This window comes from Rhodococcus sp. UYP9 (assembly GCF_040547235.1).
GTDB lineage: Bacteria > Actinomycetota > Actinomycetes > Mycobacteriales > Mycobacteriaceae > Rhodococcoides.
The window spans coordinates 47,773-67,091 of record NZ_JBEPPH010000003.1 but is presented as its reverse complement, the minus strand read 5'-3'; the positions used below and the strand labels follow the sequence as shown (position 1 = coordinate 67,091).

Below are 19,319 nucleotides of genomic sequence, written 5' to 3'. Positions count from 1 at the left end.
GTTCGTGCCAAGATCGACTATGACGACCTCGCAGCGTGCGCCCGCAGCTCTCGGTACACACGTGCTCGTGAGGGCCTTCCGGCTTCTGTTTGCTGCGCTCACGTTCGCCGCGCTCTCGTGGATCGTCGCAAAAGGCCTGGACAGTAGCTCTTTCTCACTCGCCAACTACTTCAGCTACTTCACCGTGCTCAGCAATGTTCTGACCGTCCTCGTGCTTGCGGTGGGCGGAGCCGCTGACCCGCAGGGAGAGCGGTGGCAGTTGTTCCGCGGGGGTGTGACGTTGTACATGGTCATCACCGGGATCATCTACGCCGTTCTTCTCGCCGGGATCGACGTCGGCGTCGCTGATCCGTGGACCAACAATGTGGTTCATCGAATCATGCCGGTGGTGCTTCTGATCGACTGGATCGTGATGCCGCCGCGCAAGAAGATTTCCGACGCACAGTCGCTGATCTGGCTGGTCTTTCCCTTCGTCTACGGGATCTACAGTCTGATTCGCGGTCCGATCGTCGACTGGTATCCGTATCCGTTCCTCGATCCGCGCGGCCAGGGATACGTTGCGTTGGTGATCGGTCTGCTCGTACTCACCGTCGCCTTCGTGTTGATGGCACTTGCGGTGAACGCTGTCGGCCGGCTCGGATGCCGATGGCGGTACGGGGAACAATCGGAGGCAGCTCGTTGACTAAGCTCGGAGCCATGTCTTCTGTGGCCGATACTTCCCCTGAGTCCACCTCGTCCGCCCTATGGCACGGTTTCGCCGATATGGGTGCAGTGACCAGAACAGGCCCCTTCGTCGTCTCACGTGGCGAGGGAGCTCACATCTGGGACCGGGACGGCAACAAATATCTCGATGCAACTGCCGGGCTGTGGTTCACGAACGTCGGTCACGGACGGACCGAGATTGCCGACGCCGTCGCCGCCCAGCTCGGATCGCTGGCGCACTACTCCAACTTCGGTGATTTCGTCCCGGAGACGACGCTGGCTCTCGCGGAGCGGCTCGGGAAGATCGCGCCCGTCGCGGGTAGCAAGGTGTTCTTCACCTCGGGTGGCTCCGACTCGATCGACACAGCGGCGAAATTGGCCAGGCGTTACTGGCACGAGATGGGCAAGCCTGGGAAAAAGCTCATTGTCGGTCGTGAAAAGGCTTACCACGGAATGCATGTCGCAGGTACTGCACTGGCAGGCATTGCGGTGAACCGGGAGAACTACGGCGAGTTGATGCCGGACGCGCGCACTGTCGCTTGGGACGATGCGAAGAGCTTGCTGGCGCTCATCGAGGAAGTCGGGGCCGACAAGATCGCCGCCTTCTTCTGCGAGCCCATCATCGGTGCCGGTGGGGTCTACCTGCCGCCGAAGGGGTATCTGCAGGAGGTACGCCAAATCTGTCGTGACAACGACGTCCTGTTCGTCACGGACGAGGTAGTGACCGGCTTCGGCCGAATCGGCGGCTCCTGGTTCGCGTCGACTCGTTTCGACCTTCAGCCCGACCTGATGACCACTGCGAAGGGGCTTACCTCGGGGTACGTCCCGATGGGTGCGGTGTTCGTCGCCCCGCACATCGCCGAGCCGTTCTACTCCGGTGGCGTCTGGTGGCGCCACGGCTACACCTACGGTGGACACGCAGGGGCAGCGGCCGCGGCGATGGCAACACTGGACATCATGGAACGCGAGAACCTGCTGCAAGAGTCCGCTCGACTCGAGACGTCGCTGCACACCCATCTGGCCCCACTCGCCGAACATCCTCGCGTGCAGGAGGTTCGCAGCGGACTCGGTGCAGTAGCAGCAGTGCAGCTGGTCGATCCGGCCGAGGCGCTCCCCTTCGTCGCGACGCTCCGCAAACACGGTGTCTCCGGGCGCGCTGCAGGGCAGGGCGCGATGCAGATCTCGCCGTCGTTCGTGATGACGGACAACGAGGTGGAAGAACTCGCTGCTCGGATCCTCAGCGCGCTCGGCTGAACCGGTCCTTCAGGCGCTGCACTCGGGTTCGATCGGGTGCAGCGTCGAGCATTGGGGCTTCGGCTGCCTCGGCGAAACGCTTGTGCAATTGATCGCGGACCTCGTCGGGGGCATACGCCTGCCGCTTGCGTTCCGACTTCACGACGAGGGCGCCTGTCGCGGCAACACCGACGACGCCTGCCATCCCGAGGATCTTCCACAGCTTCATCGCTTCACCGTACTGTGATCGCGGGCGGGTGAGCGATCGCGGAGTTCGGCGACGAGGTCTTCTACGAGGATCTTGATCTTGTCGCGGATCGGACGGACGGCGTCGATGCCCTTGCCTGCGGGGTCGGGCAACGCCCAGTCGCGGTACTGGACCCCGGAGAAAACCGGGCATGCGTCGCCACAGCCCATGGTGATGACGACGTCGGAGGTTTCGACGGCGTCGGGGGTGAGGATCTTTGGTGATTGCGCCGAGATGTCGATACCGAGCTCGGCCATCGCCTGGACGGCGGCTGAATTGATGCTTTCTGCCGGTGTGCTGCCGGCAGAGCGAACCTCGACGGCCCCATCGGCAAGATCGCTCAGAAAACCGGCGGCCATCTGCGACCGTCCTGCGTTGTGGACGCAGACGAACAACACACTGGGGATGCTGGACATCAAGACTCCTTTGTCGCTGCCGGCGAGGCCGAAATGAAGCGTTTACGTAGTGCGAGTGAGACGTAGACGAGCCCGACGAGGACTGGGACTTCGATGAGCGGGCCGACGACCCCGGCCAGTGCCTGCCCCGATGTTGCGCCGTAGGTGGCGATGGCGACGGCGATGGCGAGTTCGAAGTTGTTGCCTGCCGCGGTGAAGGCGAGCGTAGTGGTGCGTGCGTAGCCCAGGCCCATTGCGGCCCCGAGGGCATAACCGCCGCCCCACATCACCGCGAAGTAGACCAACAGTGGCAGTGCGATACGAATTACGTCCAACGGTTGGGAAGTGATCCGATCACCCTGCAGCGCAAAGAGAATGACGATGGTGAACAGCAGGCCGTAGAGAGCCCACGGCCCGATCTTACGGATGAACTTCGACTCGTACCACCCCCTGCCCTTGGTGCGTTCGCCCAAGTAGCGCGAGGCGAACCCCGCGATCAGCGGTATGCCGAGGAAGATCAGCACCGACTTCGCTATCTGCCAGGGGGAAGCCTCGATGGTGGTCTGCTCTAGGCCGAGCCAGCCCGGTAGGACGGAAAGATAGAACCATCCGAGGACTGCGAACATGAATACCTGGAAGACCGAGTTGATGGCGACCAGGACGGCGGCGGCTTCCCGGTCGCCGCACGCGAGGTCGTTCCAGATGATGACCATCGCGATGCAGCGGGCGAGACCGACGATGATCAGGCCGGTGCGGTACTCGGGCAGGTCGGGGAGGAAGAGCCAGGCGAGAGCAAACATCAGCGCCGGGCCGAGGACCCAGTTGAGTACCAACGATCCGCCCAGCAGGCGCTTGTCTCCGGTGACGGTATCCAGTCGGTCGTATCGGACCTTCGCCAGGACCGGATACATCATGACCAGCAGACCGATTGCGATAGGTAGTGAGACGCCGTCGATCGAAATGGTCGAGAGGGCGTCGTTCATGCCCGGAATCAACCGACCCAACGCCAAGCCGATGACCATCGCGACGCCGATCCATACCGGCAGGAACCGGTCGAGAGTGGAGAGCTTACCGACGACGGCCGGGTGATCGGAGGTGTTCGCCTGGCTACTCATGCCATCACCAGCGCAGCATCGTCGGTGGTCGGGTCGGCGGCAGCCAAGACCGATGACAATCGTTGCAGCGCAGCAGGTATAACCCAGTAGTAGACCCAGGTGCCCCGGCGTTCGCAGTCGAGCAAACCAGCTTCACGCAACACTTTGAGATGATGGGAGATCGTCGGCTGAGACAGGTCGAACGAATCGGAGATGTCACACACGCACGCTTCACCACCGGCGTGACTTGCGATCAGGCTCAGAAGTCGAAGCCGGGCCGGATCGCCGAGTGCTTTGAACATTCGGGCGAGACCGCCTGCCCAGTCGGCGGACAATGGCTCGGCAATCAGCGGTGAGCAGCACACGCCGCTGCTGAGGTCGTCGACGGAGAGAGGCTGATTCGACATATGTCTATATTGATCAATTTCGAATCAAACGTCAAACGCCTCCAGCGCATACCTGGTGGGGGAGTTCGAGGTTTCGGGACGATCTAGGCTGAGCGACATGACTGCGTCGCGGATCGATTTGAACACAGCAGTTGATGCGACTCGTACCGGAGACATCTGGATCTTCCGCGGCCATTCTGCCACGGATCGTGCGATACAGACGTTGACCAACAGTCCGGTCAACCACGTCGGCATGGCAGTCGTGGTCGACGACCTTCCTCCGCTCATGTGGCACGCCGAGTTGGGAAAATCGCTGCAGGACATGTGGACCGGCAATTTTCAGCGCGGCGTACAGCTGCATGATCTCCATGCGGCAGTGATGCAGTGGTCGCACAAGTACGAGCAGCGTTGCTGGCTCAGGCAACTCGACAGTGCAGTCACACGAGAGCAGGAAGATGCATTGCTGCGGACCATAGCTCGAATGGACGGAACGGCGTTCCCGACTACCGCGAAGCTGGCGGGGCGGTGGTTCAAGGGGCGCGTGCCGAGCTTCCGTAAGAGTGAGCAGCATGGCGCCGCTCTGGAAACAGCGTACTGCGCAGAAGTAGTCGCCATGACCTACGAATCGATGGGTCTGCTGAACGGTAACAAGAAGGCGAATTGGTTCGATCCCGGAAAATTCTGGAGCGGTGACCGGTTACCCCTCGCTGAAGGCGTCCACCTCGGCGACGAGATCGCCGTCGATGTACCCGAGAGCCGGCCGGCCATCACCGAGTGAACTGACAGAAAAAGGGGCCCGCACACCTTGTGTGCGGGCCCCTTTCGCTGTGTATGTCGCTATCGGACAGTCGCTCCGTCGAGCGTGCGGCTGGCCTCGATGGCCTGGCCGACGCCCGCGACGATCGAAGCTGCGCGGATCGACTCGAAGATGACCTCACGGTCGACGCCTTCGTCGCGAAGGGTCTTCTCGTGTGCCTCGACGCAGTGGTTGCACCCGTTGACGGCCGAGACCGCCAGCGAGAACAGTTCGAAATCTGCCTTGTCGACGCCGGGATTGCCGATGATATTCATCCGCAGACCTGCGCGAAGGTCGTCGTACTTGCCGTCGAGGTAGCCCTTGGTGCGGTAGAAGACGTTGTTCATCCCCATGATGGACGCTGCACCCAGAGCGGCGTTGTAGGCATCGGCGGACAACGTGTCCGCAGCCTCCTCGGCGATCTCCTTCAGCGTCGTCGCGGACTTGGTGGCGGCAGCAGTGGCGAGAAGCGTGCCCCAGAGCTGCTGCTCACTCAGAACCGTCGATCGCGCAATGGAACTCAGGTTGAGCTTGAGATCCTTGGCGTACTCCGGGAGAGCATTCTTCAGATTCTCTACGCTCATGTCAGACGCTCGCCGTCAGCAGTTCGCCCGCGTCGATGGTGGGGTCGCCCTTCTTCCAGTTGCATGCGCACAGCTCGTCGGACTGCAGTGCGTCGAGAACACGCAGAACCTCGTCGACGTTGCGGCCGACGGAACCTGCGGTGACCGAGACGAACTGGATCTCGTTGTTCGGATCGACGATGAATGTCGCGCGGTCGGCGACACCATCGGAGTTGAGAACACCTGCAGCGGTTGCGAGCTCACGCTTGAGGTCGGAGAGGATGGGGAACGGAAGGGTCTTCAGGTCCTCGTGCTGTGCACGCCACTGGAAGTGCACGAACTCGTTGTCGACGGACGCTCCGAGTACCTGTGCGTCACGGTCGGCGAACTCTTCGTTCAGCTTTCCGAATGCGGCAATCTCGGTCGGGCATACGAAGGTGAAGTCTTTCGGCCAGAAGAAGACGATGCGCCACTTGCCTGCATAGTCATCGCTGGTGACGGTGGTGAAGTAGTCGTCGGGCTGCTGGGCGTTCACCTTCGACAGGTCTCCGCCGATAACGCCGGTGAGATTGTATGCGGGGAACTGATCGCCGATTGTCAACAGGGCCATATGGTCCTCCTCTGTAGTGGTGCGCATGCGTCGCGCTCGTGGTGCGCGTCGGATTCGTACATGCACGGTGTCGCGTATGGGTGGAGTCGTGTGTGGAGCGCCGCCGGGTGTATTCGGTGCTTCCTACGGTCGAACTCCGACATGTACGAGTGTGCCAAAAAATATGCGAAAGGTAAAGGTGATTAGTAGCACTAGACTGATAGGCATGACTGATAGAAGTTATCAACCGACGCTCTCACAGCTGCGTGCTTTCGTCGCGGTTGCCGAGCAACGTCATTTCGGAAGTGCCGCGGCGCGACTGCACATCAGTCAGCCGACGCTCTCGCAGGCCCTCGCCTCACTGGAACAGGGACTGGGCGTTCAGCTTGTCGAGCGAAGTACACGGCGAGTTCTGATGACCACTGCGGGTACGCATTTGCTCGAGCATGCACGGGCAACCCTCGATGCGGCCGACGGATTCGTTTCCGAAGCATCCGGCATGGGAGGTCGACTGTCGGGTCCACTTCGTCTCGGACTCATACCCACAGTAGCGCCGTACGTGCTACCCGCCTTGCTCCCGGCGATGCGAGCCGAATTTCCGGACGTGAACGCGCACATCGTCGAGGATCAGACGGACCGACTGCTGGCCTCGTTACGGTCGGGAGCGATCGACGCAGCAGTGGTCGCGCTTCCCACCGAAGAATCCGGCATCGTCGAAATACCGCTGTATGCAGAAGATTTCGTGCTCGTCGTCCCCGTCGGTCACGAACTCGACGGACGCCGTGATCTGACCCTGTCCGTACTCGTCGACCTGCCGATTCTGTTGCTGGACGACGGTCACTGTCTGCGAGATCAGACACTGGACCTCTGTCGGTCGGTCGACGCGGTCCCTGCGGCCGGGGACACGAGAGCAACCTCGCTTGCCACGGTAGTTCAATGTGTCGCAGGCGGTCTCGGCGTCACACTCGTCCCGAGATCGGCTGTTGCCGTGGAGATGGGCAAGGGCGCGCTGGGTCGGGCAGAGTTCGCGGACCCGAAGCCCGGTCGGCGCATGGGCCTGGTACACCGTGCGTCGAGCGGGCGCGCCGAAGAGTATCGGGCACTGAGTGCACTGGTCTCGCGGATCGGATCGGCCGTAAGCCCAGTAGTTGCCCAGTAGCCGGCTGTAGAGGTAGCGAACTCAGCCGGCGGTGATAGTGATCTCGTCGAACACGATCTCACCGAGAGCATCGGACTCCTCGACATCGACGACCGCGTCGAACGACCACCCGTGATCGCCGTCGGGATCTTCCAGTACCTGCCTGACCGTCGTCCGGTCGCTGCCAACCGTGAGTTCGAACAGTGCCGGACCACGCGCGGACGGGCCGGTACCGATCTCGCCGTACTCCTCGAAGAAGGGCTCGAGTTCTGCTTCCCAATCAGGGCCGTCGTCCAACGCGTCGAGCGCGTTCCACCAACCCGCCGCCGCGAAGTCCACTCGTTTGAAGATGGCGTTGCGGACCATCACGCGGAACGCGCGTGCATTCGCAGAAATCGGCTTCGGCGTGTCACCGCCATAGGGTTCGGGCTTGGTCTCGGCTTCCTCGCCCGGGTCGGTGAGGTTTTCCCATTCGTCCAGCAGACTCGAGTCGACCTGGCGAACGAGTTCCCCGAGCCACTCGGTGATGTCCTGCACTTCCTCGGTCCGGGCTTCCGGCGGCACCGTCTGGCGTAGGGCGCGATACGCGTCGGCGAGGTATCGAAGAACAAGTCCTTCCGAACGGCTGAGACCGTAGTGACTGATCAGCTCCGTGAAGGTCATCGACCGCTCGACCATGTCGCGGACAACGGACTTGGGGGAGAGCGCGACTTCCGTCAGCCACGGATGCCCACCGCGGTAGATCTCGAAGGCTGGCACGAGAAGCTCGGCGAGGGGCTTCGGCCACGTCACCTCCTCGAGCAGTTCCATTCGCTCCTCGTACTCGATACCGTCCGACTTCATCTGCGCGACTGCTTCTCCGCGAGCCGCGTGCTGCTGGGCCATGAGGATCTGGCGGGGATCGTCGAGTGTCGACTCGATGATCGACACCACATCGAGTGCATGCGTATCGGATTCGATATCGAGCAGATCGAACGAGGCGAGTGCGAACGGTGACAGTGGTTGGTTCAGTGCGAAGTTGGGCTGTAGGTCGACCGTGAGACGGGAGTGTCGTCCTTCGGCATCCGGCTCCGCGAGCTGTTCGACGATGCCCGCCGAGACGAGACCGCGATAGAGCGAGAGTGCTCGGAGAATATGCTTGCGCTGGGCAGGTCGGGTCTCGTGGTTGTCCTCGAGTAGATGTCGCATTGCAGTGAAGCAATTGCCCGGTCGCGCAATGACATTGAGCAACATTGCATTACTGACCGAGAACCTCGAGACCAGCGCCTCGGGACTCGCTGTGATGATCCGGTCGAACGTCGGCTCACCCCACGAGACGAAGCCATCGGGCGCCTTTTTGCGTTGAACCCTCTTGAGCTTCTTCGGATCGTCACCAGCCTTCGCGACGAGCCGTGCATTCTCGATGTCGTGTTCCGGCGCCTCGACGACGACGGTTCCGAGCGTGTCGTATCCGGCGCGTCCTGCGCGTCCGGCGATCTGGTGAAACTCTCGAGCGCGTAGTTTGCGGGTGCGAATACCGTCGTATTTGGTCAGTCCGGTGAACAACACGGTTCGGATCGGAACATTGATGCCCACACCGAGGGTGTCGGTGCCGCAGATGACCTTGAGCAGACCGTCCTGGGCAAGTTTCTCCACGAGGCGTCGATACTTCGGGAGCATGCCCGCGTGGTGCACGCCGATTCCGTGCCGCACCAGTCGCGAGAGTGTCTTGCCGAAACCCGTCGTGAAGCGGAATTGGCCGATCGCATCGGCGATCTGCTGCTTTTCGGACTTGGATGCCACGTTCACGCTCGTGAGCGCCTGCGCTCGTTCGAGGGCGGACGCCTGGGTGAAGTGCACGACGTACACGGGTGCAAGATGCGTCGAGACCAACTCCTCGATGGTCTCGCCGATCGGTGTGCTCACGTAGGAGAACATCAAGGGCACAGGCCGTTCGGAGCCCGACACCACGGTGGTGGGTCGTCCGGTGCGGCGGGTGAGATCGTCGCGAAAGAAAGACACGTCGCCCAGAGTCGCCGACATCAGCAAAAATTGAGCGTTCGGCAACTCGATGATGGGAACCTGCCAGGCCCATCCTCGGTCGGGTTCGGAGTAGTAATGGAACTCGTCCATCACCACCTGTCCGATATCGGAATTCGCTCCCTCGCGGAGAGCTAGATTCGCGACGATTTCCGCGGTCGCGCAGATGATCGGGGCGCCCGCGTTGACCGCGGCATCGCCCGTCATCATGCCGACATTTTTTGCGCCGAAGATCTCGCACAGTGCGAAGAACTTCTCGCTGACCAGAGCTTTGATGGGTGCGGTGTAGAAGGTCCGCTTGCCGGCTGCCATCGCAGCGAAGTGCGCGCCGACAGCAACCATCGACTTTCCCGAGCCGGTCGGTGTCGCGAGGATGACATTGGACCCCGACACCAGCTCGATCAAGGCGTCTTCCTGGGCCGGGTACAGATTCAGCCCTCGATCGCTGGTCCACGTGGTGAAAATGTCGAACAATGTGTCCGGATCCTGTGCCTCGCTGGTCGTGGGGGCAGGTACGAGTTCGGAGAGGAGCACCGTAACAGGCTATGGTGCGCTGGCCGCGTCGCCATCAGCGGCCCGTGCGCAGGGCGTGTCAGGTCGCGCTGCGTTCGTCCGCTCCCATGGCACCCAGTACCGCGCGTCTGGTGCTGGCGTTCCCGGTGATCATGTCTTCACCGACTCCGGTGACGAGGAAGTTCCGCCATCGAGTCTCGTCGAATTCCAGGCACGGCGTCGAGGCCAAGAATTCCTCGAGCACGTGCAGGAAATGCATCGGATCGTCGCGGAACGGGAAGTGCCCGGCCCCTCGAAACACCGAGAGTCGGGATCCGGGCATCGCGGAATGCGCGAGGTGCGCATGACTGACCGGTATCACCACGTCCCGATCTCCCCATACGAGCAACACCGGGAGATTCTCGGTGAGATAACACCTGTCGAGCATCGTCACAACCTGGCCACGCCAATCGACGACAGCGCGCAGGGTGCGGAGGTATGCCTCGTGTGCAGTGGGATCCGGCAGGCCCGCCAGGACGCGCACGAGATCTGGTGTGTCGTGGAGCAAGGCACCCGGCCGCAGCCGCGTCGTATTCAGTTTTCCGATGAGGTTGCCGGCCAACCTGACGACCGACATGGCTCCGGGGAGACGCAAAAGCTTGACTGCTTCGCTTGCCAACGGCACCGAAGCCAATCGAAGAAGTGGATGGACATCTTTGGTGACTCCACCGGAGGACACGAGAACGAGTCGGTCCACCACGTGCGGAAATTGGTAGGAGAACTGCATCGCGACACCGCCGCCGAGCGAGTGGCCGATAACCGTCACATGGTCGATTCCCAGGACGGACAACAGGTCGCGCATGCCGTTGGCGTACGCAGCCACCGAGTAGTCGGCGCGGGGTTTGTCGGATTGCCCGTGTCCCAACAGATCGGGTGCAATGACCGTGTGGTTCTGGGCAAGATGCGGAATTATTGCGTTCCACGTTTCGGAGTTGTCACCGATTCCGTGAATCAACAACAGAGCTGGGCCTTCGCCCGCCATCCGGAACGCTCGCCGATAACCATGAATGGTGCGGAAGATCAATTTCGGCTCTGCATCGGGAACCGGGCGGAGCTTGCGCGTGCGAGGACTGCTCATGGCGCACCTCCTGATTCCTCAACTTCTGTACTTCCTTGACACTGCTGTACATCCTCGACAGCTCTCTCCTCGAAGACTCTCGCACGAGTAAAGACGCTCGATACGACATCGAGAGGAATTCTGGTTACATGTATGTTTCGTTATCCCACAGGGACGCAATCTGGACAAACTCGGATGGGTGATCGTGTGAACGTTCACACAATCACCCATCCAATGGTCGAACTATGTACCGGTCAGTGCCCGGTATCGGTGCCGTCCGTGTCGGTACCTGTCGTATCCAGATCTTCCGGCTCGGCCTCGAACCCGCCCTGCTCGGCGAGGAACTTCTCGAACTCCGCACCCAGCTCATCACCGCTCGGAAGGCTCTCGTCGCTGGCGAGAAGCGTCGACTGCTGTTCCTGTGCTGCGACGTAGGTGTCGTACTGGCGTTCGAGGGCGTGTACGACCGACTGCACTTCCTCGTTGCCGGTGATGTGCTCGTCGACCTGCTCTTGCACTCGAGCTGCGGCAGTGCCCAGTGCGACCAACGACAGCTCCAGACCCCCCGCCTCACCGACGTGTTCGAGCAAGGTCTGCGCGGCACTCGGATAGTCCGTTTGAGCGAGGTAGTGCGGAACGTGGACCGAGAATCCCATCGACACGTGGCCGTGCTGGGCCATCCGTAGTTCGAGAAGTGAGGACGCACTACCAGGGACCTGGATGTCACCCGACCAGCTGTGCTCCTCGGAGATCAACGACTTGTCCGAGGAATGCGCGGTGACGCCCAGTGGACGAGTGTGAGGGATCGCCATCGGGATCGACCCGAGTCCGATGGTCCGACGCACTCCCAGTTGCTCGGCCAGCAGACGAACTGCAGTGGAGAACTTCTCCCACCGAAGGTCCGGTTCCATTCCGGCAAGAAGCAGGAACGGCGTGCCGGCGTTGTCCTTGACTGCATACAGATTGAGCTCTGGCGCGTCGTAATCCGAGAAGTGATCGGTTTTGAACGTCATCGTCGGCCGACGTGAGCGGTAGTCGATCAGCTCGTCGACATCGAACGAAGCGACAAGTTCCGTCTCGAGCGTGTCACGAAGGTGCTTGGTGGCGAGTTTTACTGCGTGACCTGCATCGGAGAAGCCTTCGAGTCCATGTACCAACACCGGACCGACACCGTCACCGGACATCGTTTGCGGCGCCGGAAATTCCAGCTCGTACATATTCGATTGTTCGTCCATGGCCGAACCCCTTTCCGTTTCTTCGTGCCCACTCGGGGCCAGCACCACGGCCGTAACCGACCTCGCGTGGAGAATACCCGTCGGTTCGGCGTGGCGATCGCGCTGCCGTGAGTACGGCTACTACCTAGGGAGAACGCCGAGAAACACCGAGTTCATTCCCGCAGGCGTCGCTGGTCCTGCACACGTTGTGGGAGTCTGGTCTACAGAGATCACAAGTTGAACGTCGAAGGAGTACTTATGCCGCAGCAGGTGCGTGCCGTCGTCGCCAAGGCCAAGGGCGAAGCGGTGTCGATCGAGACGATCACGATTCCGGATCCGGGCCCCAACGACGTCGTAGTCAAGATCGACGCGTGCGGCGTCTGCCACACGGATCTGGCTTACCGCGACGGCGGAATCAATGACGAGTACCCCTTCATGCTCGGGCACGAGGCGGCAGGAACTGTGGAAACTGTCGGCGACGCGGTGACGCACGTCGAGGTCGGCGACTTCGTGGTGCTGAACTGGCGCGCAGTATGTGGCGAGTGTCGGGCATGCAAGAAGGGCACACCCTGGTACTGCTTCGATACGCACAATGCCTCGCAAAAGATGACGCTCGCAGATGGCACGGAACTCACGCCTGCGCTCGGTATCGGCGCGTTCGCAGACAAGACTCTCGTTCACGAGCGGCAGTGCACCAAGGTTGCGCCGGGCTCGGACCCGGCGGTCGTCGGGCTGATCGGCTGCGGTGTCATGGCAGGTATCGGCGCCGCGATGAACACCGGCAACGTCTCGCGCGGTGACTCGGTTGCAGTCATCGGCTGCGGTGGTGTCGGCGACGCGGCCATCGCCGGAGCAAAGCTGGCAGGCGCGACGAAGATCATCGCTGTCGATCGGGACAAGGGAAAGCTCGAGTGGGCGAAGGACTTGGGCGCTACCCATACGGTGGACGCGTCAGCGGTCGACCCAGTCGAAGCCATCCAGGAATTGACCGGTGGGTTCGGCGCTGACGTGGTGATCGATGCTGTCGGTCGACCGGAGACGTGGAAGCAGGCGTTCTACGCTCGCGATCTGGCCGGCACAGTTGTTCTGGTGGGTGTGCCGACGCCGGAGATGACACTCGAGATGCCTTTGGTCGATTTCTTCTCCCGAGGTGGCTCGCTCAAGTCTTCTTGGTACGGCGATTGTCTCCCGGAGCGGGACTTCCCGATGCTCGTCGACCTCTACGAGCAGGGTCGATTGCCACTGGAGAAGTTCGTTACCGAACGAATCGGAATCGACGACGTGGAAGCGGCGTTCACTGCGATGCACGACGGCAAGGTGCTGCGTTCGGTGGTCATCCTATGAGCGGAAAGCTGCGCATACAGAGGGTGGTGACGTCTGGGACGTTCAGTCTCGACGGGGGTACCTGGGACGTCGAGAACAACATCTGGTTGATCGGTGACGACACCGAGGTGGTGATCGTCGATGCAGCGCACCAGCAGCAACCGATCCTGGACGCGGTCGGTAACCGAACCGTCAAGGCCATCATCTGCACGCACGGCCACAACGACCACGTGACGGTCGCCCCGCAGCTTTCGCAGGCTCTCGATGCCCCGGTACTGCTTCACCCAGCGGACGACATGCTGTGGGAGCAGACTCATCCGGGTGTCACGCATCGGGCCGTCGAGGACGGTGACCGGATCTCGATAGCGGGAACCGACATCGTCGCTATCCACACGCCCGGCCATTCACCAGGCTCCACCTGCCTGTACGTACCCGAAGCTGGAGAGTTGTTCAGCGGAGACACCTTGTTCTCCGGTGGACCCGGAGCGACAGGGCGTTCGTATTCGGACTTCCCGACGATCATCGGTTCCATCCGGGACAAGCTGTTCGCCCTTCCAGCCGAGACGCGCGTCAAGACCGGTCATGGTGACGGCACCAGCATCGGCGACGAGTCTCCGCATCTGGAGGAATGGATCAAGCGCGGGTCGTGAGTCGCCCGGATCACCGGCAATCACGGTAGAGCTCGGCCTGTCTCCCGCCTTGTTCACCACTCGAATGAGAAGGTAGAACCGGGCGGGAGCCGGTTATCCGCAGGCGCCGACGCGATGCCCAAGACAGATTCGTCTGCGAATACTGGAGGACCTTCCGTGCTGTGCCGTTCCGTATCGAGATCTCGCCCGCTTCTGATCGCGGTCGGGGCGACAGCTTTCCTATCGCTCGCCGGATGTGGATCCGCGGTGACCGGCACCGCTGAAGCCGGCGGCCAGGGGTCGACGTCGATTTCATCTCGAGACGGGTCGAATACACCTGGAGACGGACAGGATCTCGGCGCGCTTCTGATCGATCCATCCCAGTTCCCAGCCCCGTACGAGGCCATAGTCCTCCCTCCACAAGCGATTGCACAGGCGTCCCCGGATCTCACCGGAATTCCTGCTGGCGCCGAGGTATCCCCAGCAGGCTGCAAGCCCACGGAACCAAGTTCGGCGCCGGGTAGCGCTGCGTTGATCGTCGGAACCGACAACGCCAACCGGTCCACGATTTCGATCGAACTGACCGTGGTCGACGAGCCTCTGTCGGTACGTGAGGAGCAACTTCAGCAGTGCGGTGAGGTCGAGGCAACCAAATCCGGTGCCACCTCCGTCATCCGGTCGACTATCTCCCCGGCGCCTCCGATCAATGCCGACGAGACACTTGCGGTGAAACAGACCGTGAATTCTGGTACCGGCGCGGACTCGGTGACGCAGTCGATGCTCACGTTGATGGCTCAGGTCGACGACGTCCGGATAGCAGCAACGTTCATGTCATTCGACAACTCCGCGCCGGATGCGGCCGTGTTGGACGAGTTGTTCACCGCTGCAGTCCAGAAAGTGAACGCCGGATAGCACGACCGTCCGACGGTAAGCGTCGGATCTCGAACGTGTGGGCCGTGTTCTCCACAGGATCGAGCGCTGTCCACAGCCATGTTCCGGCCCAGGTCGCAGATCTGTCGATCGAATGTCGACAAGCCATTGTTCTCGCCATGACGACGTTCCCTGACAATCGACCCACTCCACCGATGCTGGCCACGGTGTCGGCTACCGGTGATCTGATCGCTGCCATCCCGGCAATGCTCGGCTTCGCCCCTTCGCGATCTCTCCTGCTCATCTGCCTGGACGGCCGGATCGGCGAAAGCCTCACTATCGGCACAGTGATGCGTCACGATCTGAGTTTTCCCGACCCCGACCTGACACAGCGCTCGGTAAGCACGGAGATGGCCGATGTGATCGACCGCTTCGCCGCCGTCTGCTTGCGGGATGAGGTTCGCACGGCCATCGCTGTCATCGTCGATGACGGAAGGAAGACCTCTGTGGGATCCGGCCGCGGTGATGCCCGTTACCAGGCTCTCGGGAGCCGGCTCGAGGACCGACTCCAGGCGCGGGGCACCCACTTGCTCGATACGTTCCTGACCGCGAACATCGCGCATGGATGCGCATGGATCTCGCTGACCGAGCCGCGAGAGAAGGGGACCGTATCGGATCCGCGGTCTTCGGCCGTGACGCTCGCGTACGTGCTCGGGGGGAGGGCAATGCTGGACTCCAGAGAAGAACTCGAAGATCTGTTGCAGCCCTTGGACACCGAGGTAAGCAGGCAGGTGCGCGCGTGTATAGGCGCGGCACGAGAAGCGGACATGCCCTCGGAACGAACCTCCATCGAACGAATCCTTCAAGAGATCGGTCGGTGGGCACAATCGCCACTCGATCAGCCGAGGTCGCTCGAACTCTCGGCGACACAGATTGCCGAGTTCGGGGTTTCCTTGACGCGCTTGATGGTTCGCGACAGCATGCTCGCGCTGGTCCTCCACGACTGTGCTGCCACTGCCGAGCAACTGTGGTCGTATTTGTCGCGTACATTGCCGGCACCCGAGCGGGCCTGTCCGGCAACGTTGCTCGGGTTCAGCGCCTACTCACGCGGTGACGGAGTAATGGCAGGGGTTGCGATCGAACTAGCGTTGGCCGCCGACCCCGACTATTCACTCGCACGCCTCCTCGACTCCGCCTTGAACGCCGGCGCTCGTCCGGAGATGATCAGAGAAGTTGCCCTCAGTGGCTACGCAGTCGCCGAATTGTGTGGCGTCCGTTTGTCGCCACCTACGAGCGCGCGGTGACTCGTACCGCGTGGGATCGGTCTCCGAGATTCTGCAGGAACGTCCATGCGTCCGCGACGATGACGTCGAGATCGGTGAAACGCGGAGTCCACCCCAATTCCGAGATGGCACGATCGCTCGAAGCGATCAGGACAGCAGGGTCACCTGCGCGACGGGGTGCATCCTCGACGGTGATGGGGAGGCCTGTCACACGTGTGCACGCGTCGATGACCTCACGGACGGAGAATCCGGTCCCGCTGCCGAGGTTGTAAATCCGATGACTGCTCGGTGTCGATGCCTCCAGCGCCAGGATATGAGCCTCGGCCAGATCCGCGACATGAATGTAGTCGCGTACCGCAGTTCCGTCCGGTGTCGGATAGTCGGAACCGAAGACCGAAATCTTCTCGCGTTGGCCCAGAGCCGTTTGCAGCACGAGCGGAATCAGATGCGTCTCGACAACCCGATTCTCGCCGAACTTCTCGTAAGCACCAGCGACGTTGAAATATCGCAGGCTGGTGGCGGCCAAACCATATGCCGCTGAATACGACGTGATCGCGTGATCGATCGCCAATTTGGTTGCACCGTAAGGATTGGTCGGCGCTGTCGGTGCATCCTCGGTGATCGGTGTCTTCTGCGGCTCACCGTATGTGGCAGCGGTCGAAGAGAACACCAACCGAGGGGTGTTCGACTCGCGAATCGCATCGAGCAACGCGAGCGTGGTCACTACGTTGCCGGACCAGTACTTTGCCGGCGCGACAACTGATTCACCGACAAGCGACTGGGCGGCGAAATGCAATACCCCATCGAATTTCGTTTCGGATAACAGCGAGGCCGCGACATCCTTGATGTCGGCTTCGACGAACGTCGCGTTCGCCGGGACGGCCTCGCTGTTTCCGGTGGACAAATTGTCGACGACGACGACGTCATGTCCTCGATCGACAAGTACCGCCGCGCAGACACTGCCCACGTAGCCGGCACCGCCGGTCACCAAAAGTCTCACTACTTCATCTCCTCGTAGGGCCGAAGGCCGCTCGATGTATGCCGGCCTCCGCGCCTCGACGCGATGAACTAGACCAACTTCACCTGAACGGCGTGAGCCATTTCTTCCGAAATATCGATTCCCTCATGACCTGGAACGGTAATGGTGACCGTGCCGGGCTTGGCCTCGACTGTAACCCGGGCGTCTGGGACGACACCCGCATCACGCAACTGTGCGATGACCTCCGGATCGGATTGGACGTGCTCTGCGAGTCGACGCACGACCACCGCCGTCGGGTGGCCGTGGGAGACGTCCGTCAAGCGAATCAAATCTTCGTGGACCGCCGCCGGCTGGCCAAGACCCAACTCATCCAAACCTGGAATCGGGTTGCCGTAGGGCGAGGTCGTCGGATTGTTCAGTACAGCGACGAGACGACGTTCCACCTCTTCGCTCATCACGTGTTCCCAACGGCATGCCTCGGCGTGCACGTCTTCCCAGCGAAGACCGATGATGTCGACCAGCAGTCGCTCGGCCAGTCGATGCTTGCGCATCACCGACACGGCGAGTCCGCGTCCCTTCTCGGTCAGCTCCAGGTGGCGGTCGCCCGCGACGGAAAGCAGCCCGTCACGTTCCATCCTGGCCACAGTCTGACTGACGGTAGGACCACTTTGTTCGAGGCGTTCGGCGATACGTGCCCGCAAAGGCACCACACCCTCTTCCTCCAAATCGTAAATCGTGCGGAGGTACATCTCCGTGGTGTCGACCAGATCCTTCACACTCAACCCCTTCGTCCTGGCCGATTCTACCGTTGATCGGCGCGTATAGGTGTTCCAGCCCGTTCCGCTGGCGAGCCGGACGGTACCGAGACTCGTAACGGAGGCAACGTTCGGCGATGCTCGCACAGTGCCGTTGCCCGCAGAGTGCCCTCGCGGCACGTAGCGTGTCCGTCATGGCAGACCAGGTGGCTCGATCACCGTTCCAGAATCCGGCAGCCGCCGAAGACATCGTCGTGTGGAGCGCGGAGTACCTCTCGTATCGGTGGAGCGATGACCACCCCATGAACCCGACCCGACTGGATCTGACCATGTCGCTGGCGCGGCAGATCGGCGTGCTCGACGGCATCGAACTCGTGGAGCCGATCGCCGCACCGGATTCGGAGCTGCTGAGGATTCACACTCCGGCCTACATCGAAGCGGTCAAGCGTGCACCGGAGAAACTTGCCGCTTCGGAGAAACTCGCATCGGCCGGCCACCCGGAGGAACCGGAACACGGGCTCGGCGGGGACGACAATCCGATCTTTCAGCGCATGCACGAAGCCAGCGCGATGCTGACCGGCGGTTCTCTGGCAGCAGCCCGGGAGATTGCGTCCGGACGGGCTCGGCGAGCTGTCAGCATCGGCGGCGGGATGCACCACGCCATGGCGGACTGGGCATCTGGTTTCTGCGTGTACAACGACGCCGCGATCGCAATTTCGTGGTTGCTGGACAACGGGTTCGATCGAATTGCGTATATCGATGTCGATGCACACCACGGTGACGGGGTGCAGCATGCCTTCATCGATGATCCGAGGGTGCTGACCGTGTCTTTGCACCAACATCCGGCGACGTTGTGGCCCAACACCGGGTGGTCGAGCGAAGTCGGTTCCGGCGCTGCGGAGGGCACGGCAATCAACGTTCCACTCCTACCTGGCACCGGTGACCGACTGTGGTTACGCGCTTTCCATGCGATCGTGCCGGGTGCCATCTCGGCGTTCCGCCCTCAGATCATCGTGAGCCAATGTGGAGTCGACAGTCACCGAGAGGATCCGCTCGCGGACCTCGCCCTCACCGTCGACGGCCAGAACGCCGCTTTTCTCGCTATGCGTGACCTCGCGGACGAGCATTCGGAGGGGCGATGGCTGGCAGTCGGCGGAGGTGGTTACGGACTGGTTCGCGTGGTCCCCAGAGCGTGGACCCATCTGATCGCCGCAGCCCTCGGTCGCCCGATAGACCCTGCGATGCCTCTGCCCGACCTTTGGCGCGATCGGGTTCGACACTTGGCGCCCAGCGTCGACCTGCCACAGGCGATGGGTGACGGTGGCGATGTGGACTATCCCGCGTGGGATGGCCCAGGGGGTGCTGTCCAGGGATCGATCGAAGCAGCCGATCGTGCACTCGAAAGGGTGGATTCGGCGATCATCGCCACTCGCAGAGCGAGCTTCCCGCTTCTCGGACTCGACCCGGAGGATCCTCGTGACTGAGCCGACCACCC

The 19,319-nt window shown here is 61.9% G+C and carries 20 protein-coding genes; 9 read left to right on the top strand and 11 right to left on the bottom strand.

All coding sequences use genetic code 11. The annotated features are described in order from the left end of the window. Positions 1 to 19: 19 nt before the first annotated feature. Positions 20 to 682, top strand: a complete 663-nt coding sequence (locus ABIB36_RS10005) for a Pr6Pr family membrane protein (protein ID WP_354559631.1) — start codon at positions 20 to 22, stop codon at positions 680 to 682. A 14-nt stretch (positions 683 to 696) separates the two neighbouring features. Then, the gene (locus ABIB36_RS10000) at positions 697 to 1,956 is read left to right on the top strand and encodes an aminotransferase family protein (protein ID WP_084348709.1); all 1,260 of its coding nucleotides are present in this window, start codon (positions 697 to 699) and stop codon (positions 1,954 to 1,956) included. Here ABIB36_RS10000 and ABIB36_RS09995 read toward each other — a convergent pair. From ABIB36_RS09995 to ABIB36_RS09980, 4 genes are read right to left on the bottom strand one after another with little or no spacing between them, the layout of a single operon-like run. Then, on the bottom strand, positions 1,940 to 2,164 hold the full coding sequence (locus ABIB36_RS09995) for a hypothetical protein (RefSeq protein WP_354559633.1): 225 nt from the start codon (positions 2,162 to 2,164) through the stop codon (positions 1,940 to 1,942). The two genes, ABIB36_RS10000 and ABIB36_RS09995, sit on opposite strands and share 17 nt — an antisense overlap. Next, positions 2,161 to 2,598: an arsenate reductase ArsC gene (locus ABIB36_RS09990; RefSeq protein WP_502944883.1), complete on the bottom strand. Its 438-nt coding sequence runs from the start codon at positions 2,596 to 2,598 to the stop codon at positions 2,161 to 2,163. The genes ABIB36_RS09995 and ABIB36_RS09990 overlap by 4 nt, the downstream gene beginning before the upstream one ends. Further along, a complete protein-coding gene (arsB, locus tag ABIB36_RS09985; RefSeq protein ID WP_354559637.1) occupies positions 2,598 to 3,692 on the bottom strand; it encodes an ACR3 family arsenite efflux transporter in 1,095 nt (364 codons plus the stop codon). The genes ABIB36_RS09990 and arsB overlap by 1 nt, the downstream gene beginning before the upstream one ends. Further along, positions 3,689 to 4,078 (bottom strand): ArsR/SmtB family transcription factor, encoded by a 390-nt coding sequence (locus ABIB36_RS09980; RefSeq protein ID WP_354559639.1) that lies wholly within the window; start codon positions 4,076 to 4,078, stop codon positions 3,689 to 3,691. Before ABIB36_RS09980 ends, arsB begins: the two co-directional genes overlap by 4 nt. A gap of 97 nt (positions 4,079 to 4,175) precedes the next feature. Here ABIB36_RS09980 and ABIB36_RS09975 point away from each other — a divergent pair, with 97 nt between their 5' ends. Next, the gene (locus ABIB36_RS09975; RefSeq protein WP_084348714.1) at positions 4,176 to 4,835 is read left to right on the top strand and encodes a hypothetical protein; all 660 of its coding nucleotides are present in this window, start codon (positions 4,176 to 4,178) and stop codon (positions 4,833 to 4,835) included. A 59-nt stretch (positions 4,836 to 4,894) separates the two neighbouring features. Here ABIB36_RS09975 and ahpD read toward each other — a convergent pair whose 3' ends face one another. Further along, positions 4,895 to 5,437, bottom strand: coding sequence for an alkylhydroperoxidase, AhpD family (gene ahpD, locus ABIB36_RS09970; protein ID WP_084348715.1), 543 nt, complete (start codon positions 5,435 to 5,437; stop codon positions 4,895 to 4,897). A gap of 1 nt (position 5,438) precedes the next feature. Continuing rightward, positions 5,439 to 6,026, bottom strand: coding sequence for a peroxiredoxin (locus tag ABIB36_RS09965; protein ID WP_084348974.1), 588 nt, complete (start codon positions 6,024 to 6,026; stop codon positions 5,439 to 5,441). A 205-nt stretch (positions 6,027 to 6,231) separates the two neighbouring features. On the opposite strand from ABIB36_RS09965, the gene ABIB36_RS09960 reads away from it, so the two are divergent. Further along, positions 6,232 to 7,164 (top strand): hydrogen peroxide-inducible genes activator, encoded by a 933-nt coding sequence (locus ABIB36_RS09960; RefSeq protein ID WP_354559643.1) that lies wholly within the window; start codon positions 6,232 to 6,234, stop codon positions 7,162 to 7,164. Positions 7,165 to 7,185: 21 nt separating this feature from the next. On the opposite strand, the gene ABIB36_RS09955 is transcribed toward ABIB36_RS09960, so the two are convergent. From ABIB36_RS09955 to ABIB36_RS09945, 3 genes are all read right to left on the bottom strand, one after another. Further along, entirely contained in the window at positions 7,186 to 9,696 is a 2,511-nt protein-coding gene (locus ABIB36_RS09955; RefSeq protein WP_084348717.1) for a DEAD/DEAH box helicase, read from the bottom strand. 58 nt (positions 9,697 to 9,754) lie between these two features. After that, complete coding sequence (locus ABIB36_RS09950; RefSeq protein WP_084348718.1) at positions 9,755 to 10,792, bottom strand: alpha/beta fold hydrolase; 1,038 nt, start codon at positions 10,790 to 10,792, stop codon at positions 9,755 to 9,757. Between the two features lie 233 nt (positions 10,793 to 11,025). Then, positions 11,026 to 12,006, bottom strand: a complete 981-nt coding sequence (locus ABIB36_RS09945) for a proteasome assembly chaperone family protein (RefSeq protein WP_084348719.1) — start codon at positions 12,004 to 12,006, stop codon at positions 11,026 to 11,028. A 237-nt stretch (positions 12,007 to 12,243) separates the two neighbouring features. Between ABIB36_RS09945 and ABIB36_RS09940 the strand changes: the two genes are divergently transcribed. The 4 genes from ABIB36_RS09940 (at position 12,244) to ABIB36_RS09925 (ending at position 16,111) form a co-directional block, all read left to right on the top strand. Further along, positions 12,244 to 13,329, top strand: a complete 1,086-nt coding sequence (locus ABIB36_RS09940) for an S-(hydroxymethyl)mycothiol dehydrogenase (RefSeq protein WP_084348720.1) — start codon at positions 12,244 to 12,246, stop codon at positions 13,327 to 13,329. Next, on the top strand, positions 13,326 to 13,958 hold the full coding sequence (locus ABIB36_RS09935; RefSeq protein ID WP_084348721.1) for an MBL fold metallo-hydrolase: 633 nt from the start codon (positions 13,326 to 13,328) through the stop codon (positions 13,956 to 13,958). Before ABIB36_RS09940 ends, ABIB36_RS09935 begins: the two co-directional genes overlap by 4 nt. 246 nt (positions 13,959 to 14,204) lie before the next feature. Next, on the top strand, positions 14,205 to 14,849 hold the full coding sequence (locus ABIB36_RS09930; RefSeq protein WP_256895917.1) for a sensor domain-containing protein: 645 nt from the start codon (positions 14,205 to 14,207) through the stop codon (positions 14,847 to 14,849). A gap of 137 nt (positions 14,850 to 14,986) precedes the next feature. Continuing rightward, on the top strand, positions 14,987 to 16,111 hold the full coding sequence (locus ABIB36_RS09925) for a DUF4192 domain-containing protein (protein ID WP_354559647.1): 1,125 nt from the start codon (positions 14,987 to 14,989) through the stop codon (positions 16,109 to 16,111). Here the strand turns inward: ABIB36_RS09925 and galE are convergent. After that, entirely contained in the window at positions 16,095 to 17,090 is a 996-nt protein-coding gene (gene galE / locus ABIB36_RS09920; protein ID WP_084348722.1) for a UDP-glucose 4-epimerase GalE, read from the bottom strand. The two genes, ABIB36_RS09925 and galE, sit on opposite strands and share 17 nt — an antisense overlap. 68 nt (positions 17,091 to 17,158) lie before the next feature. Further along, positions 17,159 to 17,845 (bottom strand): iron-dependent transcriptional repressor DtxR, encoded by a 687-nt coding sequence (locus tag ABIB36_RS09915; protein ID WP_088943317.1) that lies wholly within the window; start codon positions 17,843 to 17,845, stop codon positions 17,159 to 17,161. 173 nt (positions 17,846 to 18,018) lie between these two features. Here ABIB36_RS09915 and ABIB36_RS09910 point away from each other — a divergent pair, with 173 nt between their 5' ends. Beyond that, positions 18,019 to 19,308, top strand: coding sequence for an acetoin utilization protein AcuC (locus ABIB36_RS09910; RefSeq protein WP_084348977.1), 1,290 nt, complete (start codon positions 18,019 to 18,021; stop codon positions 19,306 to 19,308). Positions 19,309 to 19,319: the final 11 nt, after the last annotated feature.